General features: G+C 63.1%; 26 protein-coding genes. 17 read left to right on the forward strand and 9 right to left on the reverse strand.

The features are described 5' to 3' along the window. Positions 1 to 34 precede the first annotated feature (34 nt). Positions 35 to 712 (reverse strand): 6-hydroxymethylpterin diphosphokinase MptE-like protein, encoded by a 678-nt coding sequence (locus KU306_RS14020; protein ID WP_258302306.1) that lies wholly within the window; start codon positions 710 to 712, stop codon positions 35 to 37. A gap of 388 nt (positions 713 to 1100) precedes the next feature. Between KU306_RS14020 and KU306_RS14025 the strand changes: the two genes are divergently transcribed. The 5 genes from KU306_RS14025 to KU306_RS14045 are packed head-to-tail and all read left to right on the forward strand — an operon-like array spanning position 1101 to position 6131. After that, the gene (locus tag KU306_RS14025; protein ID WP_258302307.1) at positions 1101 to 1667 is read left to right on the forward strand and encodes a response regulator; all 567 of its coding nucleotides are present in this window, start codon (positions 1101 to 1103) and stop codon (positions 1665 to 1667) included. 25 nt (positions 1668 to 1692) lie between these two features. Next, the gene (locus tag KU306_RS14030; protein WP_258302308.1) at positions 1693 to 3654 is read left to right on the forward strand and encodes a HAMP domain-containing sensor histidine kinase; all 1962 of its coding nucleotides are present in this window, start codon (positions 1693 to 1695) and stop codon (positions 3652 to 3654) included. 46 nt (positions 3655 to 3700) lie between these two features. Then, positions 3701 to 4723 (forward strand): PstS family phosphate ABC transporter substrate-binding protein, encoded by a 1023-nt coding sequence (locus KU306_RS14035; protein WP_258302309.1) that lies wholly within the window; start codon positions 3701 to 3703, stop codon positions 4721 to 4723. Between the two features lie 44 nt (positions 4724 to 4767). Then, positions 4768 to 5346 (forward strand): DUF8114 family protein, encoded by a 579-nt coding sequence (locus KU306_RS14040; protein WP_007543764.1) that lies wholly within the window; start codon positions 4768 to 4770, stop codon positions 5344 to 5346. Further along, positions 5343 to 6131 carry an RNA methyltransferase gene (locus KU306_RS14045; RefSeq protein WP_258302310.1) on the forward strand — a complete coding sequence of 263 codons (789 nt, stop codon included), beginning with the start codon at positions 5343 to 5345 and terminating at the stop codon, positions 6129 to 6131. Before KU306_RS14040 ends, KU306_RS14045 begins: the two co-directional genes overlap by 4 nt. A gap of 12 nt (positions 6132 to 6143) precedes the next feature. Here KU306_RS14045 and KU306_RS14050 read toward each other — a convergent pair whose 3' ends face one another. Then, the gene (locus KU306_RS14050) at positions 6144 to 6599 is read right to left on the reverse strand and encodes a MaoC family dehydratase (RefSeq protein WP_258302311.1); all 456 of its coding nucleotides are present in this window, start codon (positions 6597 to 6599) and stop codon (positions 6144 to 6146) included. 55 nt (positions 6600 to 6654) lie between these two features. Beyond that, complete coding sequence (locus KU306_RS14055) at positions 6655 to 7029, reverse strand: hypothetical protein (RefSeq protein WP_258302312.1); 375 nt, start codon at positions 7027 to 7029, stop codon at positions 6655 to 6657. Between the two features lie 177 nt (positions 7030 to 7206). Here KU306_RS14055 and KU306_RS14060 point away from each other — a divergent pair, with 177 nt between their 5' ends. Together KU306_RS14060 and KU306_RS14065 are read left to right on the forward strand one after the other, a co-directional pair. Then, positions 7207 to 8127, forward strand: a complete 921-nt coding sequence (locus tag KU306_RS14060; protein WP_258303403.1) for a M48 family metallopeptidase — start codon at positions 7207 to 7209, stop codon at positions 8125 to 8127. Position 8128: 1 nt separating this feature from the next. After that, positions 8129 to 8656 (forward strand): hypothetical protein, encoded by a 528-nt coding sequence (locus KU306_RS14065; RefSeq protein ID WP_258302314.1) that lies wholly within the window; start codon positions 8129 to 8131, stop codon positions 8654 to 8656. Between the two features lie 33 nt (positions 8657 to 8689). Here KU306_RS14065 and gatE read toward each other — a convergent pair whose 3' ends face one another. From gatE to KU306_RS14075, 3 genes are all read right to left on the reverse strand, one after another. Continuing rightward, positions 8690 to 10558 (reverse strand): Glu-tRNA(Gln) amidotransferase subunit GatE, encoded by a 1869-nt coding sequence (gatE, locus tag KU306_RS14070; protein ID WP_258302315.1) that lies wholly within the window; start codon positions 10556 to 10558, stop codon positions 8690 to 8692. 46 nt (positions 10559 to 10604) lie between these two features. Continuing rightward, complete coding sequence (locus tag KU306_RS18990; protein ID WP_309138735.1) at positions 10605 to 10769, reverse strand: HVO_2901 family zinc finger protein; 165 nt, start codon at positions 10767 to 10769, stop codon at positions 10605 to 10607. A 238-nt stretch (positions 10770 to 11007) separates the two neighbouring features. After that, the gene (locus KU306_RS14075; protein WP_258302316.1) at positions 11008 to 12417 is read right to left on the reverse strand and encodes a class II fumarate hydratase; all 1410 of its coding nucleotides are present in this window, start codon (positions 12415 to 12417) and stop codon (positions 11008 to 11010) included. Between the two features lie 244 nt (positions 12418 to 12661). Here KU306_RS14075 and KU306_RS14080 point away from each other — a divergent pair, with 244 nt between their 5' ends. The 4 genes from KU306_RS14080 (at position 12662) to KU306_RS14095 (ending at position 17301) form a co-directional block, all read left to right on the forward strand. Continuing rightward, a complete protein-coding gene (locus KU306_RS14080) occupies positions 12662 to 14035 on the forward strand; it encodes an ABC transporter substrate-binding protein (RefSeq protein ID WP_007543749.1) in 1374 nt (457 codons plus the stop codon). Positions 14036 to 14062: 27 nt separating this feature from the next. After that, on the forward strand, positions 14063 to 15115 hold the full coding sequence (locus tag KU306_RS14085) for a carbohydrate ABC transporter permease (protein ID WP_258302317.1): 1053 nt from the start codon (positions 14063 to 14065) through the stop codon (positions 15113 to 15115). Next, positions 15112 to 16071: a carbohydrate ABC transporter permease gene (locus KU306_RS14090; protein ID WP_258302318.1), complete on the forward strand. Its 960-nt coding sequence runs from the start codon at positions 15112 to 15114 to the stop codon at positions 16069 to 16071. The genes KU306_RS14085 and KU306_RS14090 overlap by 4 nt, the downstream gene beginning before the upstream one ends. Positions 16072 to 16161: 90 nt before the next feature. Further along, positions 16162 to 17301, forward strand: coding sequence for an ABC transporter ATP-binding protein (locus tag KU306_RS14095; protein ID WP_258302319.1), 1140 nt, complete (start codon positions 16162 to 16164; stop codon positions 17299 to 17301). Between the two features lie 38 nt (positions 17302 to 17339). Here KU306_RS14095 and KU306_RS14100 read toward each other — a convergent pair whose 3' ends face one another. Both KU306_RS14100 and KU306_RS14105 read right to left on the reverse strand, forming a co-directional pair. Continuing rightward, positions 17340 to 17603: a hypothetical protein gene (locus KU306_RS14100; RefSeq protein WP_258302320.1), complete on the reverse strand. Its 264-nt coding sequence runs from the start codon at positions 17601 to 17603 to the stop codon at positions 17340 to 17342. 52 nt (positions 17604 to 17655) lie between these two features. Beyond that, entirely contained in the window at positions 17656 to 17919 is a 264-nt protein-coding gene (locus KU306_RS14105) for a BolA family protein (protein WP_074794772.1), read from the reverse strand. A 226-nt stretch (positions 17920 to 18145) separates the two neighbouring features. Here KU306_RS14105 and KU306_RS14110 point away from each other — a divergent pair, with 226 nt between their 5' ends. Further along, on the forward strand, positions 18146 to 20437 hold the full coding sequence (locus tag KU306_RS14110; RefSeq protein WP_258302321.1) for a methyl-accepting chemotaxis protein: 2292 nt from the start codon (positions 18146 to 18148) through the stop codon (positions 20435 to 20437). Between the two features lie 138 nt (positions 20438 to 20575). Next, entirely contained in the window at positions 20576 to 21007 is a 432-nt protein-coding gene (locus KU306_RS14115) for a DUF7988 family protein (protein WP_074794779.1), read from the forward strand. A 65-nt stretch (positions 21008 to 21072) separates the two neighbouring features. Here KU306_RS14115 and KU306_RS14120 read toward each other — a convergent pair whose 3' ends face one another. Further along, positions 21073 to 21396 (reverse strand): ribbon-helix-helix protein, encoded by a 324-nt coding sequence (locus tag KU306_RS14120; protein ID WP_007543729.1) that lies wholly within the window; start codon positions 21394 to 21396, stop codon positions 21073 to 21075. Between the two features lie 179 nt (positions 21397 to 21575). Here KU306_RS14120 and KU306_RS14125 point away from each other — a divergent pair, with 179 nt between their 5' ends. The 4 genes from KU306_RS14125 (at position 21576) to KU306_RS14140 (ending at position 25847) form a co-directional block, all read left to right on the forward strand. Next, positions 21576 to 22592, forward strand: coding sequence for a hypothetical protein (locus tag KU306_RS14125; protein ID WP_258302322.1), 1017 nt, complete (start codon positions 21576 to 21578; stop codon positions 22590 to 22592). Positions 22593 to 22668: 76 nt separating this feature from the next. Continuing rightward, positions 22669 to 23586 (forward strand): HhH-GPD family protein, encoded by a 918-nt coding sequence (locus KU306_RS14130; RefSeq protein WP_007543725.1) that lies wholly within the window; start codon positions 22669 to 22671, stop codon positions 23584 to 23586. A 138-nt stretch (positions 23587 to 23724) separates the two neighbouring features. Continuing rightward, positions 23725 to 25194 (forward strand): PAS domain-containing sensor histidine kinase, encoded by a 1470-nt coding sequence (locus KU306_RS14135; RefSeq protein ID WP_258302323.1) that lies wholly within the window; start codon positions 23725 to 23727, stop codon positions 25192 to 25194. A gap of 158 nt (positions 25195 to 25352) precedes the next feature. Continuing rightward, the gene (locus KU306_RS14140) at positions 25353 to 25847 is read left to right on the forward strand and encodes a hypothetical protein (RefSeq protein ID WP_258302324.1); all 495 of its coding nucleotides are present in this window, start codon (positions 25353 to 25355) and stop codon (positions 25845 to 25847) included. Positions 25848 to 25855 lie beyond the last annotated feature (8 nt).

The raw sequence follows: 25855 nt of genomic DNA on the forward strand, positions 1-25855 counted from the left end.
TGAGTCTCTATGCAGAACCAACCAAGCTGAGTTCCTACGGCAGCGGGTCGATGCTCTCTCGCCGCCCGTCGAGTATCGAAAACGAGTCGCCGCGTCGCCGTTCGAGCCACCGTAACAGTCGCTCGGCCCACGCTAACTTCCGCGCTTTCTCCGGGTCGACAGTCGGGTCGTCGAAGTCCCAGCCAGCAAATCGAAGTTCGTCGGCTCCGAGTTCGTCGGCGATGAACGCCGCCCGGTCGCCGTCGGTGAACCCACCCCAGTTGACGACGGGACCGACTGGCTCGGCCTGCGTCGTCGGGAGGACGTGGTCAACGTCGAACTTCGGCACCCACTCGCGGAGGACCGGGATGTTATCGCCGTGGGCAGCGACAGCCACGGGCGTCCCGGATTCAGTCAATTCGACCGCGGTCTCGGGATTTTTGTCTACGTCGGTCACCATCAAATCGAGGTCGAAGCCTGCCTCGCGCACCACGTCGGCGGCAGTCGAGGCGGCGACGACGGCGTCAGCACCCTCGAGGCGGTCGAGGTCGTCGTCGAGTCTCGGGGCTGCACCGCAGATAGCGACGGTTTGGCCGGTCCAGTCCAGTCGGTCGCGGTCGAACGGGGTCGCGAGCGATGCGAGAACGTCGCGGGCGCGCTCGTCTCCCTCGCGGTCGTATCCGAGGTCGTCCAAAATCGACTGATAGACCGGGTTCCACGTGGTGAATTTCATCGCTGTCGTTCGATTGCGTACATCATAGCTGTGGCTCAGGAGTGTAACTGTATGGGCCGGAATGGCACTCGTGTACCCCTACCCGCGTGCCCTTCCGGCGTCCACAGGACCGTTTTAGAGTCGGATGGTATAAGTTTTCTCTTAGTCGAACGGTCAGCGTCGGACGAGGGTCTGACGATTGGACGATTGCGGCCGCGTGTGACACACTGCGTCGGTATCGTCTCGTCCGGGCCAGCATCGTCTCGGCCGAATGAGTACCGTCCCGACCGGGTGAGAACCGTCTCGCCAGTGCACATGAGGCCTATTGAGTTCTCATAGCAACCACTTAGTAACTATCTGGTCTGCTTGAAAACAAGTTGGCGTCTGTGGGCTGACGCCACGAACCCTCATGACTGGCGATGAACTCCCAACGGTACTCACCGTCGACGACGAGCCTTCCTTGACAGCACTCTACGAGGCGTGGTTACGAGACGAGTACAGCGTGCACACCGCCGCGGGTGGCGACGACGCGCTTCAGGTCGTCGAAGCACACGATGTCGACGTCGTCATGCTCGACCGAGAGATGCCCGGCCGAAGCGGAGAGGCCGTTCTGGAGGACCTCCGTGCTCGTGGCTACGACTGCCCGGTCGTGATGGTCACTGGCGTCGAACCCGACGTTGACATCGTCGAGATGCCGTTCGACGATTATCTCGTGAAACCGGTCGGACGTGAGGACCTCACCTCGACGGTTCGAGACCTGCTCACCCGGCGGTCGTACGACGAGCACGTCCGCGAGTTCTTCGCGTTGGCCCGGAAGAAAGCCGTCCTCGAAGCGGCCTGTGACGGCAGTTCACTCTCGATGTCGGACGAATTCGCCGAACTGAAAGCCGAGTACCGTGCCGCCAGCCGGCGTGCTGACGCCGCCCGCGACGACCTTCTCACCGAGGAACTCGGCGAGGTAGTACTGCGCCACTGATGACGACGCGTGGAACCGTCTAGTGATGAAATCGCGTCTCCTTCCCCGGTTCGTGAGACAGCGGTACGCTGTCAAATTCGTCCTCGTCCTCGGCGTCGTGGCGTTCGCGATTGCGCTCGTCGGCGGGTACTCGTACGTGCACGCGAACGACGTCATCGGCGACGAGACGCGGACAGAGATGGTTGCGGACGCCGAGATTCAAGCGCAGAACCTCGATGAGTGGCTCACTCGAATGGAGGTGCAGATGCGTTCGCTCTCGGAGTCTGCGGCCTTCCAGTCGGGCGACCAGCGCGAGATCAGTCTCTACCTCTGGTCGGTGGTCGAACGCGACAGCGACATCGACGCGGCCTACTACATCGACACGAAAAACGAGACCGTCATCACGGGCACCGGGAGTGCCAGCATCGCCTCGGCACAGTCGGTGACGAAGTACTACGGCCGACAGGAGTTCACCGCGCTGGCGCAACGAACGCAGGGTGACGTGGTTATCTCCGACCCGTTCCGTCCCTCGCCGGACGCCGCGCCGGTCATTCTCTTTGCGACGGCCATCCCCGCCGAACCGAACCGCGCAGTCATCGCCGTTGCGAACCTCGAATCGCTCTCGAGAGCACACCTCCACGACAACGCCGACGGCCGGTTCGTCGTCGTCGACCCCGAGGGGACCGTCGTCCTCGCCGAAGACGAATCACGGATACTGAGTTCCGACAGCCTAGACGGGTCGCAGTACGGTGATTCCTCGGGGTACCTCTCGGGTGTGTCGCTGCAGGAAACCTCGACCGAGGTCGGCTATGCGCACCTCGATGCGCACGCGTGGGTCGTCACGTCTCGCGTCCCGACTGACTCGGCCTACGCGCTTCGGACAGACATCCTCACGCAGATTCTCGCCACGCTGTTGGTCGTCGGCATCGGTGCGGGCGTCATCGCCGCTACCATCGGTCGTGACACCGTCGACGCGGTGCAGACCTTGGCCGCGAAAGCGACTGCGCTCCGCGATGGTAACCTCGACGTCCCCATCGAGCGCGACCGCGAAGACGAGTTTGGGGACCTCTACGAGGCGTTCGACGTGATGCGCACGTCGCTCCGTGACCAGATAGTCGCGGCCGAGCGAGCGCGACGAGAGGCGGAAGACGCCAGAGAAGAGGCGTGGGCCGAAAAGGAGGCCTCCGAGCGTCGCCGTCGACATCTCGAACGAACCGCCGAGACCTACGCCCAGGTGATGCAGGCCTGCGCCGACGGCGACCTCACGGAACGAATCGACCCGGACGACGAAAGCGAGGCGATGGCGGTCGTCGGCCGGTCGTTCAACGAGATGATGGACGAAGTCGAGGCGCGCAACGAGCAACTGAAGACTGTCTCACACGTGCTCTCACACGACCTTCGAAACCCACTCAACGTCGCGATTGGGCGCGCAGAACTCCTCGAAGAAGACGTCGCGAGCGACCACGTCGCCCCGCTTTTGGAGTCGCTCGACAGAATCGACGCCATCATCGACGACGCGCTGGTTCTCGCGCTCCAGAGTCGGGTCGAGGACACGCTCCCGGTGACGTTACACGACGTCGCCCAGCGGGCGTGGTCGCACGTCGATACCAAGGACGCGACACTCACCGTCGACGACTCGCTTCGATTCGCGGCCGACCCGAACCTCGCCGGCCACGTCTTCGAGAACCTCTTTCGGAACGCGGTCGACCACGGTGGCCACGACGTGAGCGTCCGAATCGGCGCGCTCTCTGAGACACACGGCTTCTACGTCGAAGACGACGGTCCCGGAATCGACCCTGCGGACCGGTCCGAGGTTCTCGAACCGGGCTACACGACCAACCGTGCCAACGGCGGCACCGGATTCGGCCTCCCAATCGTCGTACAAGTAGCCGACGCCCACGGCTGGACCATCAGCATCGAGACGGCCACCGACGGCGGCGCGCGCTTCGAGTTCACCGACGTGGCCGACGTCGAATCGAACGTCGGGAGCGCAGCCTCCATCGTATGAGCGCATCGCATGCAGCAATCGGACGTGACACCTTCGCCCGCCAAAAATGACTGACTCGACACCCACAGACCCCTCGACACGAAGCACAGCGCACGTCAATCGCCGGACAGCCCTCGGAACGCTTGGCTCTCTCGGACTCACCGCACTCACGGGCTGTCTCGGTGGCGAAGCAAGCACGCCCGCAGACGAGTCCACGGCGACCGCGACCCCAGAAAACCTCTCTGGACGCATCCGAATTGCTGGGAGCAGCACCGTCTACCCGCTGACACTCGTCGTCGGCAACGCGTTCATGAAGGAGCATTCCGAGGTCACGGTCTCGGTCACATCGACCGGGACCGGCGGCGGATTTGCGGACTTCTTCTGTTCGGACCGAACCGCGATCAACGACGCGAGTCGAGCAATCGCCGATGACGAAGTCGCCGCGTGCGAGCGCGCAGGCGTCGAGCCGATTGGCTTCCAAATCGCCATCGACGCCATCACGGTCGTCGTCAACCCCGATGCCGACTGGGTAGACTGCGTCACACTGGACGAACTTGCCGACATTTGGGGCGTCGGCGGTGCAACGACGTGGAGTGACGTTCGACCGGAGTGGCCCGACGAACCGCTCGACCTCTACGGCCCGACGACCGCCTCGGGAACGTTCGATTACTTCGGTGAGACCGTCCTCGGGTCCGACACCGACCAGCGGACCGACCACGAGACGACAGAACAGGACAACGTCATCGCCCGGAACGTCAGCGACGCCACGTACTCGATGGGATACTTCGGCCTCGCGTACTACCTCCAGAACAAGGACGCGGTGCGAGCGGTCTCCATCGACGAAGGGTCGGGATGCGTGTCGCCGTCGCCGGACCACGCCAAGAGCGATACCTACGGGGCGCTCTCTCGGCCGTTGTACATCTACGTCGCTGCGGACGAACTGTCGCGCCCCGAGGTCGCCGCGTTCGTTCGCTACTACCTTCAACAGTCCATGTCGACGGTGCCCGCACGAGTCGGGTACGTGCCCGTGACCGAGCGAATGGCCACGGCGAACCTCGACACGCTCGATGGGTATCTCTCGAAGTCGTGACCGGCATCACGCTCTTTTTATCCGTCGCTCGGTAACGCTGGCCTATGGCGAAGGTCAGTGTTGGACTCCGAGGGTGGCGATTCGAGGAGTCCGAAATATTCTCCGAAGAGGGTGAGTTCAAACCGCTCGACGAGATTCCCGAAGACGCCCGCGAGCGCCTCGTTCGACTCGTGAAACTCGTCGAAGAACCGTGTGACGCCTGTTATCTCGTCCACGGTGACGAAGAGATTCAACAGTGTCGGCAGGCAGCCATCGTCTACGGCGAACCCGGCGAAGAAGTGCTCCTGTGTTCCCAACACGAACCGGACTTCCTCTACTGGTTCCGCGAAGCGGGCGGCCGCGAACTTGCGGGCGACGACATCTTCGCAGACGCCTTCCACGAGTGGTTCGTAGACGACGGCCGCGCCCCGGAGGGCTACGCGGGCATGGAACACGTCGAGACCGACCCTGACGACCTGCCGTCGCCGCCGGACGCGTCCGAGATTCAGCGCCGTCTCGAAGAGGGCTTCGAGGGCGAACGAATCAACCTGCGTGAGTACGGCCCGCAGGACGACGACTCGACGCCCCTCGAAGAAGGCGACCTCGACGACATCGACCTCGACACCGACTACCCGACCAAATGAACGACGACGCAGCCTCGACTCCGACGGCTGGCGACGACTCGGACCACGAGTTCGTCGTCGTCGTGGTCGAACCCGAGACGCCCGGCAACGTCGGCACCATCGCTCGGGCGATGAAGAACTTCGGTATCTACGACCTCCGTCTCGTCAATCCACCGCCGCTCGACCCGGACGGCGAGGCGTACGGATTCGCCGGCCACGCCCGCGAGGACGTGCTCCCGAACGCGACCGAGACGACCTTAGAGGAAGTCGTCGAGGAATTCCACACCATCGGAACGACTGCCGTCTCCCACGAGGATTCGACCCGGCACGTCCGCTACCCGTTCAAGACGCCCGCCGAAGTCGCCGACTCGCTTGAGTCGGTGAAGACAAAGACCGCGCTCGTCTTCGGCCGGGAAGGAACCGGTCTCGACAACGAGGAACTCGGGATGCTCGACGAGGTGTGCTGTATCCCGGCAGACCACCGCTATCCTGTCCTCAATCTCGGACAGGCGGCGACCATCCTCATGTACGAACTCCGTCGTTTCACTGTCGGCGAGATACAACTTCCCGACGTGGAGCGAGAGCGCGCTTCCGAGGCCGAAATCGACGTCGTCTACCGCTTCTTCGACGACTTGCTCGACGCCATCGACTACCGGGAACACAAGCGCGTGAAGACGTCGCAGATGATGCGCCGACTCGTCGGCCGCGCCCACCCGACAGAGCGCGAGGCGGCCACGCTCACGGGCGTCCTTCGCCGCGCCGCAGAACAGGTTCGGAATCCCGAGCGCTTTCGCGACGACGACTGACCTCGCTCCGGATTACTCCGATTCTCGCCGGACGAACATCACGAGACCGACGAACGAACAGACCTTCTCCACCTCGCCCGACTCGCGCTCCGCGTAGGTCGTCGTCCGAATTTCGGCGAGTCCGCGGTCGTCCGTCTCGGGCGTCAGCTCCAGCACTTCGTTCTCGATGGTGAGCGTGTCGCCGGGGTAGACCGGTTTCCACCAGCGGAGTTCGTCGACGCCCTTCGCGCCGAGGGCCGCCGAGTCGCTGAGGAAGCCGTCCACGAGGAGGCGCATCGTCATCGCGGTGGTGTGCCACCCGCTGGCGATGACGCCGCCGTACATCGACTCGGCTTCCGCCCGCTCAGGGTCGGTGTGGAACCACTGCGGGTCGTACTGTTCGGCGAACTCCAGAATCTCGTCTCTGTGCACCTCGTAGTCGCCGAAGTCGTAGATATCGCCGACTGAGAGGTCTTCGAAGAATCGCATATCACCCGCTTCGGACGGGAGTATCGAGAAAGTAGCGGTGTACGAACACGGCATCTCACGGGCCGTCTGCGTAGAGGACGAGCAACACCGTGAAGAAAAACAGCGTCGAGAGCACGAGGAGCGCCACGCCGACCCAGCGCCTGTCCGATGGGTTCGAGTAGACGGCGTATCCCGCAATTACGGGAAACGTCAGGTGGACGAGCATGTCGAGGGAGGATGCCGAATTGGGAAGCCCCTCGGGGTGCAGAATCAGAACCATCAGCACGATTGAGGCGACCGTCAAGCCACTGCTGAGGGCCGTCAGCCGGGAACGAAGCCCGACTGCTGCCGCGGTCAGCCACGTGGACGCCGCGTACGTGAGAAAACGGAGTCCCAACACCAACGCCACCGCACTCGGGTCCGTGAATCGATTCGAGAACCACTCAAACATGTTGCTTTATCCACATCACTATCGTGTAGCTCTTGTGTCGTCGGCCCGAGACTGCTGCCGATGTCGACGGTTTTCGAATCTCCCCATTCGCGGGTCCACACTGCCGACAAGCGTTTGCAAGTCGGCACCGTATCTCCACAGGAGATGGCCTCGCCTGCAGGTCGCTCGCGCTTCCAGATGGTTCTGGTGGGAGTGACCGTCCTCGTGTTCTATCTGACGCTCAGCGCCCTCAGCGCCTTTGCGGTGGTGACGCTGTGGCGACTGCGCCCCGACCCCGTGACGGGTGCGCTGGTCGGTGTCGGCATCGCGGTCGTACTCGGCTACCTGAGTTTCCGCTTCGGGACGGTGCAACTCCTCAGTCAACTCGACGCCCGTGACCTACACCCGTCGGAGGCCCCTCGTATCTACCGCCTCCGCGACCGCTTGTCTGACCAGATGGGAATCACGCCGCCGTCACTGAAACTGGCGCACTTTGCGGCCCCGAACGCGATGGCGCTCGACCCGGTCGGACGCGACGTGGTCGTCCTCGACGCGGCGCTGTTTCGATTGCTCGACGGCGACGAGTTCGAGGCGCTGTTGGCGCACGAACTCGCCCACCTCGAACGAAAAGACAGCCTCGTCCAGTCGCTCGTCGCAAGCATCATCCAGACCGCCGTCGGCGTCGGGTTCTTCGTCGTCTCGCCGGTGACGTTCCTGACGACCGGTATCGCGCTCGGGACCGCGTGGATTCGCGGGACGCCCCGCGAGTGGGACAAGACGATTCCGGGGCGGTTCCGGCGACTCCTCGATACGCTCGTCGGCGCGTTCGGCTTCGGACTGACGGTTCTCGTTCGCTCGCAGTCACGCAAGCGCGAATTCGCCGCCGACGCCAGAGCCGCGGCGGTGACGGGAAAGCCGCTCGCCCTCGCGTCGGCACTGCGCAAACTGGAGCGTGCGTCCCGCCCGAAATGGGGGATGTCGCCGCTGTGGGTCTACGGCGAAGTCGAGGTGGACGACCCCGTCTCGGACCTGCTTTCGACCCATCCCGCGACCGACGAGCGCGTAGAGCGCCTACAGACGATGGCCGACGAGTCGATGACGCACATCGAGGTGAAGTAAGATGCCCGGAACACCCGACCCCGTACTCGGCAGTCAAGTGTTGACGCACATCGTCGCATCAGTTACCGGTCTCGTGGTCGTCGCCGTGGTGTACGCAACCCGGAGGCGAATGGCTCGCGACTGGAGACCGCTGGCACTGCTTGGCTTCGGGTATGCCACCGTAACGCTCTCGGTCTGGGCAGTTGCTCGGCTTGCGACCGACGCGCTTCCCTCGGGAATCGTCGACGACCCAGTCGCGGCCACTGGATTCCTCGCGTTCTCGTTCACCGTACTCGCGGGGTTCGTCGTCGCTGCGGCCCGGTTGTACGCCAGTCGTGGTCTCCTCGTCCCGCTCGTCGGTCTGTTCGGCGTCACCGAACTCGTCTGGTGGTCGTTTCTGCACGTCCGCGGCGAGACTGACGCACTCGGGATGTTCGCCCTGTTCGGACCGGTGCTCGTCATCGTCCTCTTCCTCGCGGCCGGTACCGAGTACGCCGTCCGGACGCTCTGGAACCGGGCGACTCGCGGTGGCGACCGCTCGATGACGTGAGGACGGAAAAAAGACGACTGCGCGGCCCCGGCGTTAGGCCCGCTTTTGAATCTCTTCGCGGAGCACGTCGCTCACGACGCCGCCGTCGGCCTTGCCGCGGAGCGCGCCCATCGCTTCGCCCATGAGGGCGGAGAACGCGCCCATCCCCTGTTCTTCGACCTGTCCGGCGTTACGCTCGACGACTTCCGCGATTGCCTCGCGGACTTCGTCTTCGGAGACGCCCGAGAGGCCTGCTTCTTCGACCGCTTCCTCAGCAGAGAGGTCCGGGTTCTCCGCGATGGTCGAGAGTACGTCGTTGACACCCTCTTTCGCGAGGTCACCGTCTTCGACGAGGTGCATGACGGCGAGCAGGTGGTCGTCGGTGATGTTCTCGACCGCGACGTCGTCGCGGCGGAGTTCGGTGAGCGTCGATTCGAGAAGCCCCGCTGCGAACGTCGCGTCGATGCCCTCGTCGACCGCCTGCTCGAACAGCGGCATCTTGCGGCCGTAGGCGACCTGGTCGGCGAGTCCGGCGTCGAGACCGAACTCGTCCTGATACCGGTCGACCTTCTCGGTGAGGAGTTCGGGCGTCTCCACGTCGCTGGGGTCGAGGTCGACGGGGATGACGTCCGTCTCGGGGTACATTCGGGCCGCACCGGGAAGCGGGCGAAGGTAGCGCGTCGTGCCGTCGTCGTTGGCACCGCGGGTCTCTTCGGGGACTTCCTCGATTGCGACTTCGGCGCGGTCGGCGACCGCTTCGATGGCGAGGTCCGCGGTTTCGGGGTCGTCCGCGACGATAGCGACTGCGTCCTCCGAGCCGGCATCGACCGCATCGCGGAGCGCCTCGACTTCGTCTTCGGTGACGCCGTAGGCGGGGAGTTCGTCGGTGTGGAAGATGCCGCCCGCGCCGTGGCGCTTGGCGTGGTCGGAGAACTCGGTGCCGAGGCGGCGGTCAGGCTGGAGTTCGCGGCCGACGAGGCCGTCGAAGCCAGCGAGGCGGACGCCCATGACCTTCCCGCCGGAGTCGAGTGCGCCGCGGATGACGCCGGAGTCAGAGTCTTCGAACACGTCGGTCACGTCGGTCACGTCGCCGACGGACGCCCCGCGGGACTGCAGTTCGTCGCGAATCTCGATGAGTTCGGCCTGTCGGCCGACTTCGGAGCGGACGATTTCGTCGATTTGGTCGAGGGCCTGTACGCCCTTGATTTCGACGCGCGCACCCTCTTCGATGGAGACGTTGACGTCTTGGCGGATGGTGCCGAGACCGCGCTTTACTTTGCCGGTAGAGCGCAGGAGCATCCCGATGGTCTCGGCCGCCTCGCGCGCCTGCTCGGGCGAGGTGATGTCCGGGCCGGTTCCGATTTCGACGAGCGGGATGCCGAGGCGGTCGAGGCTGAAGAGGACGCCGTCGTCGCGCTCTTCGATGCGCTGGGCGGACTCCTCTTCGAGCATGATGTCGACGATGGAGACGGGACCCTCGCTCGTGTCTATTTCGCCGTCCTGCGCGACGAGCGTGGTGCGCTGGAAGCCGGAGGTGTTCGAGCCGTCGATGACGAGTTTGCGCATCACGTGCGCCTGGTCGACCACCTGCATGTCGAGCAGTTCGGCGATTTGCATCGCCACGGTTCGCGCCTCGACGTCGAGTTCGTGCGGCGGTTCGTCGTCCTCTTCGACCAGACAGGTCGTGTCGTAGGCGAGGTACTCGAACTCGCGGTCGACACGGCTCTCTTCGAGGGCGGCTTCGTCGAGTTCGCCGAGCTCACTCTTCGTCGGGTGGAGGAAGCGCGTGAACGTCCGTTCCGCTTCGTCGGGCTCGCGAAGTGCCGTCGGACAGCTACAGAACAGCTTCGTCGCAGTGTCGAGTTGCTGGTGAATCTCCAGCCCCACGACGAGTCCGAGGTCCTCGTAGTCGTACTCGCTCATTGGTACTCCCTGTGACCGCGGGACTAAAAAAGGAATCAGTCTGCCGTCAGAGACGGCGAAGTCCCTGACCTATGCCCTCGACCTGCTCACACTCTGGGCAAATATATGTCCAACCATCGTTTGTCGCTCTCCCCTCCGCGAAGACGGCCCCACAACCTCGACATTCCAACATGTCTCGCCCATGGGCCCGCTGCTGTTGCAGTCCGGGCATATCTCTATAGACGTAGAATTGAGGCTTGAAAATACCGATTTTCGCGATTTCCTGTGAAAATCTTGTTCGATGACGATTGTCACGGCGGCGCTGTGTAGTGATTGTTGACCAAATACAGAGTAAATCTAACGCCGTTTAGATTCGTATTTGTCCTCCACGAAGGGTATGCTAACCACTCACATAGTGATTTATGCTGTTCCTAAAACATCAAAAAACTAGAATCTAATCTATTGAGTTCTCAGTCGTCGCCGAGGATACCCGGGTGGGTCATCTTCTCGGGGTCGAGAACCTCGTCGGCTTCCGCTTCCGTGAGGTAGCCTTCGTCGACGGCGACCTGTCGGACCGTCTTATCTTCGGCGAGTGCCTTCTTTGCGACCTTGGAGGCTTTGTCGTAGCCGATAGCCGGGTTGAGCGCCGTCGCGAGCGCCATGGACTGTTCGACCTGCTCTGCGCAGTGTTCCTCGTTGGCTTCGAGTTTGGCGACGAAGCGCTCGGCGAACACTTCCGAGGAGTTCGCGAGGAGTTTCGCCGATTCGAGGAAGTTGTGCGCGAGCACGGGCTTGTAGAGGTTGAGGTCGATTTGCCCCTCGGCAGCACCGGCGGCGATGGCGGCGTCGTTGCCGACGACCTGCTTGTGGACTTGGTTGACCGCCTCGGCGACGACGGGGTTGATTTTGCCGGGCATGATAGACGAGCCAGGCTGGTTCTCCGGCTGTTCGAGTTCACCGAGTCCGTTGCGGGGACCGGAGGCGAGCAGGCGGAGGTCGTTGGCAATCTTGTTGAGTGAGCCAGCGACCGTGCGGAGTGCGCCGTGTGCCTCGGACATCGCGTCGTGGGCGGCCTGCGCCTCGAAGTGGTTGTCGGCCTCGCGGAACTCGACGCCGGTCTCTTCGGACATGTACTCGGCCGCCTTCGCGGGGAACTCGGGGTGCGTGTTCAGTCCCGTGCCGACGGCGGTGCCGCCGAGTGCGAGTTCGCCGAGGTGGTCGCGGACGTTCTGCACGCGCTGGATGCCCTTTTCGACCTGCGTGCGGTAGCCGCCGAACTCCTGACCGAGACGGACGGGCGTCGCGTCCTGCAGGTGCGTGCGGCCGGTCTTGACGACGCCGTCGAACTCGTCTTCTTTGTCGGCGAGCGCGTCGGCGAGTGTCTCCAGTGCGGGGATGAGGTCCTTCTCGACCGCTTCGAGCGCCGAGACGTGCATCGCGGTCGGGATGACGTCGTTCGAAGACTGGCCGAAGTTGACGTGGTCGTTCGGGTGGACGGCGCGGTCGCCGATTTCCTTGCCCATGATTTCGGCGGCGCGGTTGGCGATGACCTCGTTCACGTTCATGTTCGACGACGTGCCCGAACCGGTCTGGAAGACGTCGACCGGGAACTGGTCGTCGAGTTCGCCCGCGATGACTTCGTCGGCCGCGGCGACGACTGCCTCGGCGACGTCCTCGTCGATCATGCCGAGGTCACGGTTCGCCTGCGCGGCGGCCTTCTTGACGACGCCCAGCGCGCGCACGAAGCGTCGCCCGAACGTGATTCCCGAGATGGGGAAGTTCTCGACCGCACGCTGGGTCTGTGCGCCCCAGTACGCGTCGACCGGTACCTCCATCTCCCCGAGACTGTCCTGCTCGATACGGAACTCGTCGTTACCCATGCGTGGGCGGTCCGCGCGGCGTCAGATAAAATCCATTGGTCTGTGCCGTCTGTTCACACGAAATCGAAGAATTAACTAATATCTGAATAATTATTTATTTCCAACGTACTCCGTCGCAGTCTGCCGATTCCACCAACTAATATTAATTACTCATGAAAATTTACTCGGTTACGAATTACAATTTAAAAAGATTTAAGTAGCCGAATCTAAACCGTATGTGTAGAGCTGTCACGGTTCAAAAATCATGACTGATACACCAGACACAGACGGACTCTCTCGACGCACGTATCTGAAAGTAGCAGGAGGAGCGGGCAGTGCGGCGCTTCTGGCCGGGTGTACCGGCGGTGGCAACGGCGATTCGGACGCCGAGGCAACCGAGTCGGACGGCGGAAGTTCCGGCGACTCGGAGACGACAGAAAGCGGCGGCGAGGGGAGTTCCGGTGGCAACGCACTCGAAGTGCAGCACTGGTGGACCGGCGGCGACGGTGGTGCCGCCATCCAGGCGCTCTTCGAGGGCTTCAAAGAGAAGTATCCGGACATCGAAGTGACGGAGAACCCGGTGGCTGGTGGTGCCGGACAGAACCTCCACGCAGTCATCAAAAAGCGCATCCTCAACAACGACCCGCCGAGTTCGTGGCAGGCGTGGCCGGGTGCGAACCTGCAGCCGTACACGGACGCCGACAAGCTGGCCGACATCGAGGAGTCGGTGTGGGGTCACAACGACATGAAGAACGCCTACCTCGACGGGCCGAAGAAGGCAGCCAAGCCCGCAGGGGAGTTCGTCACGGTCCCCCTCAACATCCACCGGCTGAACAACCTCTTCTACAACGTCGAAGTCGTCGAAGACGCCGGCGTCGACCCAGCGAGCATCGACTCGCCGAGCGCACTCGTCGATGCCATGGCGAAGGTCGAGGAGGCGGGCTACGTCGGCATGGCCCAGCAGACGAAGTCTGCATGGTCCACCGGCCAGCTCTGGGCGCAGGTGCTCCTCGGCGAGTTCGGTGCAGACGTGTACGCCGACGTCACGGCGGGTAACGTCGAAGCGAACGCCGAGGCGGTCAAAGAGTCGCTCAAAATCGTGAAGCAGTACTCCGAGTACTACCCGAACGACGCCGGGTCCATCTCGTGGCAGGACGCCAACTCGAAGGTCATCGAGGGCGACGCGGCGTTCTTCCACCAAGGCGACTGGGCTGCGGGGATGTACCGCGGACAGGACGGCTTCGAGTACGAGACTCACTGGAACCAGGTTCCCTTCCCGGGGACGAAGGGCGTCTACGCGCTCAACATGGACTCGTTCCCCTTCCCGGCGAACAACCCGTCCCCCGAGGCGACCAAGAAGTTCCTCCGCTACGTCGGCTCCGTCGACGCGCAAAAGCGGTTCAACCCCAAGAAGGGTTCCATCCCGCCGCGCACCGACGTTCCGAAGGACGCCTTCGGTCCGTTCCTGCAGAGCCAGATGGACGACTTCGCGAACTCCGACGCCCAGCCGCTGTCGATTCAGCACGGGCTCGCAGTCAGTCCCGACGCCCTCACCGGCTTCGGTGACGCCATGTCGTCGTTCATCTCCGGCTACGACGTCGAGTCGGCCTACGCCGACCTGAAGGCGGCGTTCGAATAGGCGACTTCCTCCCTTTCCACTTTCATCATGTCACTCAACACCCTCAAGCGACTCCTAGGCCGCGACGGCAGCGGGGGGAGTGGGACTGGCCCTCTGCCCGACGATATCGCGTCGCTCCGGGACGGCATCGAGTCGGCGGTGTCGTCGCTCCGCGAGAGCGAGGCGGTTCGCTCCGCGCCGTTCTGGCTCCCGCCGTTCCTGCTGATGGGCTTTTTCGTCTACGGCGCTATCGGCTGGAACGTCATCATCTCCTTTACCGACTTCGCGGGGCTGCAACTGCCGACGTACGACCCCACGGCGTTCGACTTGGAGATGTACCGCCGCGCCCTCTCTGACGGCCAGTTCTGGCTCGCCACGCGGAACACGTTCGTACTCCTCGTCTCGTTTACGGGACTCTCGCTGGCCGGTGGCCTCGGACTCGCCATCCTCGTCGACCGGGGCATTCGCTTCGAGAACTGGTTCCGAACCATCTACCTGCTGCCGTTCAGCCTGTCGTTCGTCGTGACGGCGGTGTTCTGGCGGTGGATGTACAACTTCGATTCGGGCGTTATCAACGTCTTCCTGCGGGGAATCGGCCTCGACTTCCTCGCGTCGAAGTGGCTCGCTGGCGGCGTCGAACTGGGCGCACTCAGTGCGATTCCGCTCGTCCCCGAGACGCTGCAGTTCAAACTCTTCGCCGTCATCTTCGCGCTGCTCTGGCAGTTCAGCGGCTACGCGATGGTCGTGTATCTCGCTGGGTTGCGGGCGATTCCCGACGACCAGTACGAGGCCGCGCGGGTCGACGGCGCGTCCACGGTACGGATGTACCGCCGGGTCATTCTCCCGCAACTCCGCGCCTCCACGGTGAGCGCCGCCGTCGTCCTGATGGTGTTCGCGCTCAAGGCGTTCGACTTCCTGTACGTGATGTTCGGGAACAACCCCGGACCGACCGCGGACATCCTCTCGACGATGATGTACCGACAGGCGTTCGCCGCGAACGAGTGGGCCTACGGCTCTGCTATCGCCGTGGTTCTGTTCCTCGTGGCGCTGGCGGTGGTCGCACCGTACCTCTACGGCGAGTACCGGCGGGGTGAACTATGAGCGTCCGCGACGACATCGCCGACCAACTCGGCGTCGACTTCGACGCGGTCGACCCAATTCGCGTCGTCCTCTACGGGACGCTCGTCGGCCTCGTGGCGTTCTACCTCTCGCCCCTCGAATCGGGGCTGATGACCGCGCTGAAGACCGAAGCCGAGTTCGCCACGTCGCCGCCGTTCGTGCCGCCGACGGCCGACGGCTTCACGCTCGAACCCTTCAGCGTCGCCATCGACACGCTCGCGTCGGCCATCCTGAACAGTATCATGCTCGCGGTTCCGGCGACGATTCTGTCGGCCCTGCTCGGGAGCTTCGCGGCCTACGGCCTCACGAACTTCGAGTGGCGCGGCCAACTCGGCGTCGTCACGCTGTTCATCGCGGGTATCTTCATCCCGTACCAGGCCGTGTTGATTCCGCTGTCGCGGCTCTGGGCCATCGTCGACACACAAGAGTTGCTCGCGCCCGTCCTCGATATCACGCTGTTTTCGGTGCAGGTGCCCGTCCTCGGGACGGTGGAACTCGCCACGCACCCGCACTACGCGAGCATCATCAATCTCATCATCACCCACGCGGCGTACGGGATTCCCATCACGACGCTCCTGTTCCGGAGTTACTACAAGAAGCTCTCGACGGAGATGCTGGAGGCGGCGCGCCTCGACGGCGCGAGCGTCTTTACCGTCTACCGACGTATCGTGCTCCCGCTCTCGACGCCGATGTTCGCGGTGACGCTCATCTACCAGTTCACGCAGATTTGGAACGACCTGCTGTTCGCGCTGGTCATCATCCCCTCGGGGTCCGGCCCCGCGGCGGTGGCGACCATCGCGCTCAACGAACTGACGGGTGGCATCATCCAGACGTTCAACACGCAGATGGCCGGTGCCTTCGTCGCCGCCCTGCCGACGTTGCTCGTCTACATCCTGTTCGGCGACAAGTTCGCCAAGGGGGTCGCGGGCGAAGCATGACCGCCGCGTCCACCCATCTCAGCATCGCATCGGGGACCTCCCACTCCAGCGTAGCACCGCAGACGACCACCACGACACCAACACAGACCCATGGCTGACCTCACGCTTGACCACGTATCGAAGTTCTTCGACGACGACGGCTCGAAGGTCGTCGCCGTCGACGACGCCTCAGTGACCATCGAAGACGGGGAGTTCCTCGTCCTCGTCGGTCCCTCGGGGTGCGGCAAGTCCACGACGCTTCGAATGATTGCCGGCTTAGAAACCGTCTCCGAGGGGCAGATTCGCCTCGGCGACGACCGCATGGACAACAAACCGCCCCGCGACCGGGACATTGCGATGGTGTTCCAGTCGTACGCGCTCTACCCGCACATGTCGGTTCGGGGGAACATGCGATTCGGCCTCGAAGAATCGACCGACATGGCCGACGCCGAAATCGACTCACTCGTCGAAGAGACCGCCGAGATGCTCGGCATCGACGACCTGCTCGGTCGAAAGCCCGGCGAACTCTCCGGCGGACAGCAACAGCGCGTCGCGCTCGGCCGTGCCATCGTCCGCGACCCCGAAGTGTTCCTGATGGACGAGCCGCTGTCGAACCTCGACGCGAAGCTCCGTTCGCAGATGCGGACGGAACTCCAGCGCCTCCAAGAGGACCTCGGCGTCACCACCGTCTACGTCACCCACGACCAGACGGAGGCGATGACGATGGGCGACCGAATCGCCATCCTCAACGACGGCGAACTCCAGCAGGTCGCCACGCCGCTGGAAGCGTACCACCGTCCGGCGAACCGCTTCGTCGCGGGCTTTATCGGCGAACCGTCGATGAACTTCTTCCAGATGGAAGTCCACGGCGACACCCTCGCCGACGACTCGTTCACCTACTCGATTTCGCCCGAGTCGGAAGACGCCGTCTCGGGAAGCGACCACGTGACGCTCGGTATTCGCCCGGAAGACGTCGAACTCGTCGCCGACGGCAGCGCCGACCACACCTACGAGACGACCGTCGACGTTGTCGAACCGATGGGTAACGAAAACGCCGTCTATCTCGACTTCGGCGACGAATCTCGCTTCGTCGCGACTGTCGGCGGGATGCGCCGCGTGGAGGCGGGCGAGACCGTCTACGCCCACATTCCCGAAGACGCCGTTCACCTGTTCGACGCGTCCAGCGGTGACGCACTCAAAAACCGGTCGCTGGAGTCTGTCGAGTTAGCGGAACCCGAACCGCAGGCGTAGCTCGGGCCGAACGCTTCTTTTCGCACCGGGTGGCGGGCTCACGGCAAGAAGACGAGGACCATGCCAGCCATACTCAACGCTGCTGCGAGGACCATGCCCCACACTGTCCACGTGGGGAGGGGATCTGGTCTGCTTCCGGTCGCAAGCTGATACCCGGTCGAAACGACGAGTCCGGCCCCACCGACAACGAGCAGTCCGGCACTGATGCTCACCGACCCACCACGGAGCGTTTGGAGGCCGTTAAGCGCGAGGCTCGCGCCGACGATACTCATCGACACCTGATACAGCACAACCTTGTCCACGAGTATTACCTGACACTCTCGTGTCAATACTCTTGCGTTCGCCCCTCTAGCCTCACTCTTCCAGCGCCTCGTACTCCTCTGGCGTGTAGGTCTTCAGTTCCATCGCGTGGATGTCCGTCGTCATGTGGTCGCCGAGGGCGTCGTAGACGAGTTGGTGCTGCTGGACCAGTGGCTTCCCCTCGAACGCGGGCGAGATGACGACGGCGGCGTAGTGGTCGTCTTCGTGATTCTCGTCGTAACTCCGCGGGCGAGAGACGGTCGCGTCGGCGTCTTCGATGTTCGACTCGATGAGTTCCTCGATGTCTGCGATATCCATACGCGTATTCGGGGCGGGCGGCGGCAAAAAGCGTCCGGGAACGTCGGTCGCGCCGCCGACCCATCGCGGCACCGAAAACGTACTCCGCTCCGTTTGTTTAATGATACTATATATGAGAAAATAGCGTACGTGTCTCGATACAGTCTCTCGACCGATATGTTCCTCTATTTTCGGTTTTAATAATCACAGCAGGACACTTATCGCGCCGACGCCGGTGCATCCTCTCATGCAACGCTCACGTCAACTGGACCGACTGTTGCCGTCGACAGTTCGGGACAGTTTTCTGCGGAAACTCGCTCTCGGCTTTGCGGTGACGGTCCTCGTCGTGGCCGTCGCAGGTGGGGTGACATATCTCACTGTCTCGGACGAATTAACAGAAAACAGACAGGCAGAACTGAAGGCCACGGCCGGGCAGCAGGCCGAGCAGACTCAGAGTTGGTTCCGCGAGCGCGCCCAGTCGGCGCGGATGCTCTCGCAGTACGAAATTCTCTGGACCGGCGACCACGACGAGATATCGCAGTTCTTCACCAAAGAGCGCTCGAAGCTCCCCGACGACGTCCACGCGATTCACTTCGTCAACACCGAGACGAACACGGTCGTCGCGAGTTCGTCGAAGGTCCGCCGCGGCGGCAGCGCCATCCCGAACGACGTCGATTTCGTCACCGGGTCGCTGACCGTCGGTGACCACGAGCAAACCGCGACGACCGAGGTGTACGAACGCCCCGGAACCAAACTCGTCTCGTTCGTGAGCGCCGTGCCGGGTCTCGCAGACCGCGCAATCGTCGTCGAAGCCGACATCACGGGCCTCACGCAGTCGTTCGAGACGCCCGCCGAAGGGAGTTTCACGTCACTCGTCTCGACGAACGGCGCGGTCGAAGCAGGAACTGGCTCGCTGGCCGGCGACGACTACCCGTCCTCGGAATTCGAAATTCTCGCCGCTGCCTTCGAAGGCAACCGCGGCGTGAAGACTGTCGCGGCGAACAGCGTCGTCGACGAGCGCCACCTCGTCGCCTACGCCCCCGCTGGCGAACAGATAGCCGTCCTCGTCCACGTCCCCACCGCGAGCGCGTACTCGCTCGGCCGAACTGTCGGGTTCCTCGTCGCGGCACTCGTCTTCGTCTCGGTCGTCACGCTCGCCGGGTTGGGTGCGGTCGTCAACGCGAACACCGCAAAACCGCTCGAACAACTCTCCGGTCGCGTCGACCGGCTCCGCGATGGCGACCTCGACGTCGACCTCCCGACGTGGCGAACCGACGAACTTGGAGACGTCGTCGCCGGCATCGACCAACTTCGGACTGACCTCGCCGAACAACGCGCTGACGCCGAGGATTACGGCGAGCGAATCGGTCGCGCCGCGGACGGCGACCTCTCGGTTCGTCTCCCGACCGACTCGACCAGCCAGGATATGCGCGTCGTCGCCGAATCGTACAACGAGATGATGGACGCGGTCGAATCGACCGTCGATTCGGTCGCCGAGTTCGGCACCGAAGTCACGGCCCGCAGCAACGACGTGGCGCAGGCGACCGCCGAAGTCAGAGACGCCGCCGACCAGGTCGCGCGCTCGGTCGAACAAATCTCCAGCGGGGCCGAAGAGCAGACCGACAACCTCGTCGCGCTCTCCGGCGAGATGGACGAACTCTCGGCGTCGGTCGAGCAGGTCGCGGCCTCGGCGGGCGACCTCGCGGCGCTTTCGGCCGAGACCGCAGACCGAACCGAGACTGGTATCGACGCTGCCTCCGCCGCGCTCGACGGAATGGACGACATCCGCGACGAGACGGCCAAGACGGTCGAAGAGGTCGAAGCCCTCGACGAGCGACTGGCCGAAATCGAATCTATCTCCGACGTCATCTCCGGCCTCGCCGAGCAGACGAACATCCTCGCGCTCAACGCCTCAATCGAGGCGGCACGGGCGGGCGAGGCGGGCGAAGGATTCGCCGTCGTCTCCGAGGAGGTCAAGCAACTCGCCGAAGAGAGCCAAGAGTACGCCGCGACGATTGCGGAACTCGTCTCCGACCTCCAAGACCAGCGGGCCGTCGTCGTCGAGCGCATCGACCAGATGCGCGAACGCGTAACCGACGAGTCCGAGGCGGTCGAAGAGGCGATTTCGTCGCTCGACGGCGTCGTCGACCGCGTCGAAGAGACCCACCACAGCGTCGCCGAAATCGACAACGCGACGGACCAGCAGGCTGAAACCACACAGGAAGTACTCGGGATGGCAGACGAAGTCGCCAGCATCGGCGAGGAGACGACGAGCGAGGCCGAAAGCGTCTCCGCGGCCGTCGAAGAGCAGGCCGCCAGATTGCAGGAAGTCGCCGGGGTCGCGACCGACCTCGTCGAGAGCGCGGCCGACCTCGACGATGCACTCGCACAGTTCGACGTGGACGCGTCGGTCGGCGACGCTGAACTGGACGCGTCGGTCGGTGATACCGAACTGGACACACCCGTCGGCGACGCAGACTACTCGATGACTGACGAGACCGAGGTCCCTGCCGACGCGCCGTCAACGGCAGACGACTAACTCTCCCCCGCGACTCCCGCTGGCTTTCTCTTTCTCTTCTTCGTTCACTTCCTCTTTCTCTCCCTCGCTTCGCCTCTCGGACTTCGGTCTCGCTCCTCGGTACGGAGGTTTTTATTGGATGCCGACTCAGCACGACCTGTGACAGACGGGACGACTCCGCTCTCGGTCGCACTCCACGACGCCGAGCGCGTGCTGGAGGAAGAACACGACCGACTCATCACCGTCGTCAGACAGTGTGCAGACGCCGTCGCTGCCGAGTGGGATGGCGACTCTGTGACCGACCGCGACAGCGTCGTGCCGCCGTTCGCCCGGGCACTCGACGGGTCGGGTGCGCTGTCGAGACTCCCCCGTGCGCTCGCGGACGCGGTGACTGCGACGGGGCGACCGATGCCAGCACCGCCGGTCGCGGCCCCGCCGTACGTGGCCGTGACTGGAGAGGGCGTCGTGTTGCGGGCGACGGTCGGCGACGAGCGACTGGTGATTCGTCTCCGAACCTTCGACGTCGTTCCGGGCGACCCGACACGCTACGTCAGAAGAGATGGCGTGTCGGTCGAACTCGAAGCACACTGACGGTCGTCGAAACGGTTGCGTGGGAGACGCTGCTCGTCAGCCGAGAGCGTTGTCTCCTCGCGCAGTTACATCTGGTAGCGACGAACGTCGTCTCGCGGCGGGGCCTGCGACTGCCCGGTCATCTCCTCGTAGGTCATCCCCGAGAGGTACTCGTCGTAGGTGACGTCGTAGCCCTGCCGGAGGTGGAAGTCCAGTTGGCCGCGGTCGAGCGACGACTGAAAGAGGACGTGAATCGCTCGCCGAACGAGTTCGTCGGTGTCCTCGGGGTCGAACAGCGCGACGAGCATCGCGAGTTCGTGGCGCGTCTCACGGTCCAGCGACACGTCGAGGTCGCTGCCGAGGTCGCTGTAGGCATCTTGCACGTCGTCGGAGAGTTCGTCGAGCGTCATCGCCCGTGCATCGGGCAGTCACGGGCATACGAGTTTCGACCGAGCAGATGGCAGGCCGACACGCATTCGAGGTCCGAATTTGGTAGAGAGTCGAAAGAGAGTTTGTAGTGACTTAATCCAGAGTGTGGTCAGATGTTAAAAAACTAATATCCCCGGACGGCGGCTCCCTTCAATCGACGATGACGACTCACAGCACACGACGGCGGTTCCTCGTCGCGGCAGGCGTCGGCGGGGCCACGCTTCTCGCAGGATGTACCGGAACCACCGGTGGCGACAGTGACGGCGACGGTGACGAGACGATGGCCGACGAAACGATGACGGAACCGACGACCGGGATGGACTCGGGCGACGGGATGGCAACTGACCCGATGTCGGCACCGCGAGCGACGATAGACCGGTTCAGTGAGGCCGCCGGGACGTTGATGGTCCGGACCGACGAGAACGGCCTACCCGGCCCCGACGAGGCAATCGACTTCGACCAGATGCCGTTTATCACGCAGGGACTCGGCCCCGACGGCTCGGTCGTTCGATACTACAACTTCGACGTCCAGACGACTACTCCCGCTCCAATCTACGTCCTCTTCCGTGAGGGCGAGGATACGCCCGTCTCCGGGCAACTCAACGTCATCGACGTGATTCCGGGCGACGGGGGCTACAACGACTTCTGGCAGGTCCACAAAGTGACCGTCCCGGAATCGTACGAGGCTAACACGGTGACTAGTCTGGCGGACATCGGAGACGCCGGATACGAGACGGAAGCGACCGAGATGCTTGTCAATTGTCCGGTCGTCCCCGACGGCTCCACGGCGTCTATGCGCTACGACGACGGCGACGCGGGGCTCGTCGAGGGCTGGTACAAAGGCGAAGTCGTCTCCTACTTCCAGTTCACTGAGGCACCACTCAGTGTGAACGACGGGAGCGTCCCGCTCTCGCCAATCTACGTCGCGTTCAACGTGAACCCCGGCGAGGATGGCAGCGGTCCCGCGTCTGGATTCATGACCGAGGAGGGAAGCGACCAGACCCACAACGTCGTGGCCACGGTTCCGGGCGACCAGACCTACTCTCCGCTGTGGTTTGTGAACATCTACGACAACGCCGAGTTCGGTAGCGTCTCCGACCTCAACTCGGCCACCGACGCGGAACAGCTCGCGTCGGGGGCAGCCACAGTCAACTGTTCAATCGTCTCGGTCGAGTAAGAGACGACGCTGGAGCCCCCCGAGTCAGGCAGCCGTCATCGCCACGGCTAAACGCACCCCGTCCTAAGCCGGGTCGATGAGCGACGAGGAGTCCGCACTCCCATCGGACCTCGACCGAGAGGCGGTCCGCACGGCGCTGGTCGAGTGGTACGAAGACGACCACCGCGACTTCCCGTGGCGGCGGACCGAAGACGCCTACGAGATTCTCGTCTCGGAAGTGATGAGCCAGCAGACGCAACTCGGCCGCGTGGTCGAGGCGTGGGAGGCATTCCTCGACGAGTGGCCGACGGTACAGGACCTCGCAGCGGCCGACCGCGCGGACGTGGTCGCGTTCTGGACGAGTCACAGCCTCGGCTACAACAACCGCGCGAAATACCTCCACGAGGCGGCCCAACAGGTCCGCGACGACTACGACGGCGCGTTTCCGGAGTCGCCCGACGAACTCTCCGAACTCATGGGTGTCGGCCCGTACACCGCCAACGCAGTGGCTTCGTTCGCGTTCAACAACGGGGATGCAGTCGTCGATACCAACGTCAAGCGCGTGCTCCACCGCGCCTTCGCGGTCCCGGACGACGACTCGGTGTTCGAGGTGGCTGCCGCGGAACTCATGCCCGATGGAAAATCGAGAGTCTGGAACAACGCCATCATGGAACTCGGCGGCGTCGCCTGCGGGAAGACGCCGACCTGCGACGAATCGGGTTGTCCGTGGCGACGTTTCTGTCACGCCTACGAGACGGGTGACTTCACCGCGCCCGACGTGCCGACCCAGCCGAGTTTCGAAGGAAGTAGACGCCAGTTCCGCGGGCGAGTCGTCCGCGTTCTCGGCGAGTACGACGAGTTGACGCTGGACGAACTCGGGCCGCGTGTCCGAGTCGACTACGGCGGCGACCACGGACGCGACTGGCTACAGGGACTTCTCGAAGACCTCTCCGACGACGGCCTCGTGGACTTCGAAGACGGCGACAGTGGAGCCGTCGCATCGCTCAAGCGATAACTGCCGTCCAGTTTCCTTCTGGTTGGTCACGATTCGAGTTTGGTGGAACCAGGCGGGATTCTCACGGGTTCTGAGTAGCGTGGATTACAACCAACTTCTGACAACCAAATTGAATACGTTCACTGATGACGTATCAATATGGACCCATTCGATGACGGGGCGCTCGACAATCAGTGGGAAGACGAACACTCGATTGTCGAATATGCGCTACAGATTACTGACACCGTCATCTGGGTGTGGGACCTCGAATCGGACGCCATCTCCCTGTACCCACCGTCACAGACGACGTTCGGAGATATCGATGATTTCACTGAGCTTCTTGGTCACATCCACTCCGCAGACCAATCTGAGGTCATCGATGCGTTAGAGACGGCACTCGGAGAAACGGGAACCTACTTAACCGAATTTCGACTCGTCAGGGACGAGGTGTGTTGGGTTCGGGCGAAGGGAATCGTCGAATACGACGATACTGGAAGCCCGACGCGGGTGGTTGGTATCAGTAAGGACGTGACTGAGCGGGTGCAGCGAGAACAAGCGTTCACCCGGCTCGGCGAGCACGTCGAAGAAGCGGAGACGATTTCCGATATCGGTGGGTGGGAACTGAATCTCGAAACGAACGAACTGCTCTGGACTGACGGCACGAAACGCATACACGACGTGTCTCCCGAATACGAACCGTCACTTGGCGAGGCACTCAGTTTTTACCACCCGAACGACAGACCGATTCTCGAACAGGCAATCGAGGAGTGTCGAGAGTCCGGAGAGCCGTACAACGTCGAAATTCGGTTGATTACTGCCGAGGGGCGCGAGCGGTGGGTCAACTGCCGAGGGGAACGGACCCAACGCGGAGACAGCAAGATTCTCCGAGGTGTGATTCGCGACGTCACCGAGCGGAAGATTCGCGACCAACGCCTCATGGTGTTGAATCGCATCCTCAGACACAATATCCGGAATTCACTCGGTGTCGTGATGGGGAACGCCGATTTACTTCGCGAGGACCTCGACACGCTCGAACAGAACGACGAACTCCCAGTCGAGGAGGTGCCGTTCTCCGTCGCCGAGGCACAGTCCCGAGCGTCGAAGATTAAACGAAACGCGGAACAATTGGCCGAGATTGCGGAGCGAGCACGTCGGTTGAGTCGCATCCTCGAACGCAATCCGCCAATGAACGACGTACCGGTATTGCCCTTGGTAAAGCGGGTTGCTTCGGCGTTCGAAGCTCAGTACCCGACCGCGTCGGTTCGGGTCGAGGGACGTGACGTGAGCGTTCGTGGGGACACAGAGTCACTCAAACTGGCCCTCGACGAACTCCTCGAAAACGCGATACACCACACCCAAACGCCGCGCCAAGACGTCGAAATCACGATTTCGAAGAAGACGAACGACCGCATCGAAATTACCGTGGCAGACACCGGGACGGGGATTCCCAACGTAGAACAGGAGGTGCTCGAACGGGGCTTCGAAGAGCCGTTGATGCACGGCCACGGGATGGGCCTCTGGATGGTCAATTGGCTGCTCGTGAGATTGGGTGGGAGCATCTCCATCGAAGCGAACGACCCGACGGGAACCGTCGTGACGCTCACACTTCCGGCGGCGAGAAACGGCTGAGAAGTCGGATATCGAACGGCCTTCGAAAACGGCACTCGCCCCACGAGTGCTCTCACAGCGGGTGTTGTTGCTACAGTACGGTTAATACGATGTTATTGCTCCAAGTCTGGGGTATGTGTAGCATAACAATTCATCATTGCACACAATCGTAGCATGCAATGTCACAGCTAACCAGGCGGTCGCTACTCCGAATGCTCGGAGCGAGCGGCGCAGTCGCCGCCGGTTCCGGACTGGCGTCCGCCCACTCCGAACACTCGGAGGCACGGAAACAGTTGGCGGAGGTCAGACGGGCCACGAGGAAGTATCACGATGTCCGGACGGCGATTGCCGACGGGTATCTGACCGACAACCACTGTGTGTCGAATCCAAACGGAGACGGCGCGATGGGGTTCCACTACGTGAACCCTGAACTCATCGACGGCAACGTCGACCACTTGGAGCCCGAGGTACTGGTGTACGAACAACGGGGTGGCAAACGCCACCTCGTCGCGGTCGAATATCTGTCTACGGAACCGTTCACGCTCTTCGGTCACGAAGCACACCCGCTGCACGGAGAAGACCCACATTACGCTCTCCACGCGTGGGTCTGGAAAGGCAACCCGAACGGCGTGCTTGCCAATTTCAACCCGAACGTTCGCTGTCCATCTGAGTAGTTCTTGCT

It is taken from the genome of Haloferax larsenii (assembly GCF_024730625.1).
Taxonomy (GTDB): domain Archaea; phylum Halobacteriota; class Halobacteria; order Halobacteriales; family Haloferacaceae; genus Haloferax; species Haloferax larsenii.

What these genes read in the sequence shown, in the direction of transcription:
- KU306_RS14020 (WP_258302306.1), bottom strand. Translation starts at nt 712, where the DNA reads ATGAAATTCACCACGTGGAACCCGGTCTATCAGTCGATTTTGGACGAC.
- KU306_RS14025 (WP_258302307.1), top strand. Translation starts at nt 1,101, where the DNA reads ATGACTGGCGATGAACTCCCAACGGTACTCACCGTCGACGACGAGCCT.
- KU306_RS14030 (WP_258302308.1), top strand. Translation starts at nt 1,693, where the DNA reads ATGAAATCGCGTCTCCTTCCCCGGTTCGTGAGACAGCGGTACGCTGTC.
- KU306_RS14035 (WP_258302309.1), top strand. Translation starts at nt 3,701, where the DNA reads ATGACTGACTCGACACCCACAGACCCCTCGACACGAAGCACAGCGCAC.
- KU306_RS14040 (WP_007543764.1), top strand. Translation starts at nt 4,768, where the DNA reads ATGGCGAAGGTCAGTGTTGGACTCCGAGGGTGGCGATTCGAGGAGTCC.
- KU306_RS14045 (WP_258302310.1), top strand. Translation starts at nt 5,343, where the DNA reads ATGAACGACGACGCAGCCTCGACTCCGACGGCTGGCGACGACTCGGAC.
- KU306_RS14050 (WP_258302311.1), bottom strand. Translation starts at nt 6,599, where the DNA reads ATGCGATTCTTCGAAGACCTCTCAGTCGGCGATATCTACGACTTCGGC.
- KU306_RS14055 (WP_258302312.1), bottom strand. Translation starts at nt 7,029, where the DNA reads ATGTTTGAGTGGTTCTCGAATCGATTCACGGACCCGAGTGCGGTGGCG.
- KU306_RS14060 (WP_258303403.1), top strand. Translation starts at nt 7,207, where the DNA reads ATGGTTCTGGTGGGAGTGACCGTCCTCGTGTTCTATCTGACGCTCAGC.
- KU306_RS14065 (WP_258302314.1), top strand. Translation starts at nt 8,129, where the DNA reads ATGCCCGGAACACCCGACCCCGTACTCGGCAGTCAAGTGTTGACGCAC.
- gatE (WP_258302315.1), bottom strand. Translation starts at nt 10,558, where the DNA reads ATGAGCGAGTACGACTACGAGGACCTCGGACTCGTCGTGGGGCTGGAG.
- KU306_RS18990 (WP_309138735.1), bottom strand. Translation starts at nt 10,769, where the DNA reads ATGCCCGGACTGCAACAGCAGCGGGCCCATGGGCGAGACATGTTGGAA.
- KU306_RS14075 (WP_258302316.1), bottom strand. Translation starts at nt 12,417, where the DNA reads ATGGGTAACGACGAGTTCCGTATCGAGCAGGACAGTCTCGGGGAGATG.
- KU306_RS14080 (WP_007543749.1), top strand. Translation starts at nt 12,662, where the DNA reads ATGACTGATACACCAGACACAGACGGACTCTCTCGACGCACGTATCTG.
- KU306_RS14085 (WP_258302317.1), top strand. Translation starts at nt 14,063, where the DNA reads ATGTCACTCAACACCCTCAAGCGACTCCTAGGCCGCGACGGCAGCGGG.
- KU306_RS14090 (WP_258302318.1), top strand. Translation starts at nt 15,112, where the DNA reads ATGAGCGTCCGCGACGACATCGCCGACCAACTCGGCGTCGACTTCGAC.
- KU306_RS14095 (WP_258302319.1), top strand. Translation starts at nt 16,162, where the DNA reads ATGGCTGACCTCACGCTTGACCACGTATCGAAGTTCTTCGACGACGAC.
- KU306_RS14105 (WP_074794772.1), bottom strand. Translation starts at nt 17,919, where the DNA reads ATGGATATCGCAGACATCGAGGAACTCATCGAGTCGAACATCGAAGAC.
- KU306_RS14110 (WP_258302321.1), top strand. Translation starts at nt 18,146, where the DNA reads ATGCAACGCTCACGTCAACTGGACCGACTGTTGCCGTCGACAGTTCGG.
- KU306_RS14120 (WP_007543729.1), bottom strand. Translation starts at nt 21,396, where the DNA reads ATGACGCTCGACGAACTCTCCGACGACGTGCAAGATGCCTACAGCGAC.
- KU306_RS14125 (WP_258302322.1), top strand. Translation starts at nt 21,576, where the DNA reads ATGACGACTCACAGCACACGACGGCGGTTCCTCGTCGCGGCAGGCGTC.
- KU306_RS14130 (WP_007543725.1), top strand. Translation starts at nt 22,669, where the DNA reads ATGAGCGACGAGGAGTCCGCACTCCCATCGGACCTCGACCGAGAGGCG.
- KU306_RS14135 (WP_258302323.1), top strand. Translation starts at nt 23,725, where the DNA reads ATGGACCCATTCGATGACGGGGCGCTCGACAATCAGTGGGAAGACGAA.
- KU306_RS14140 (WP_258302324.1), top strand. Translation starts at nt 25,353, where the DNA reads ATGTCACAGCTAACCAGGCGGTCGCTACTCCGAATGCTCGGAGCGAGC.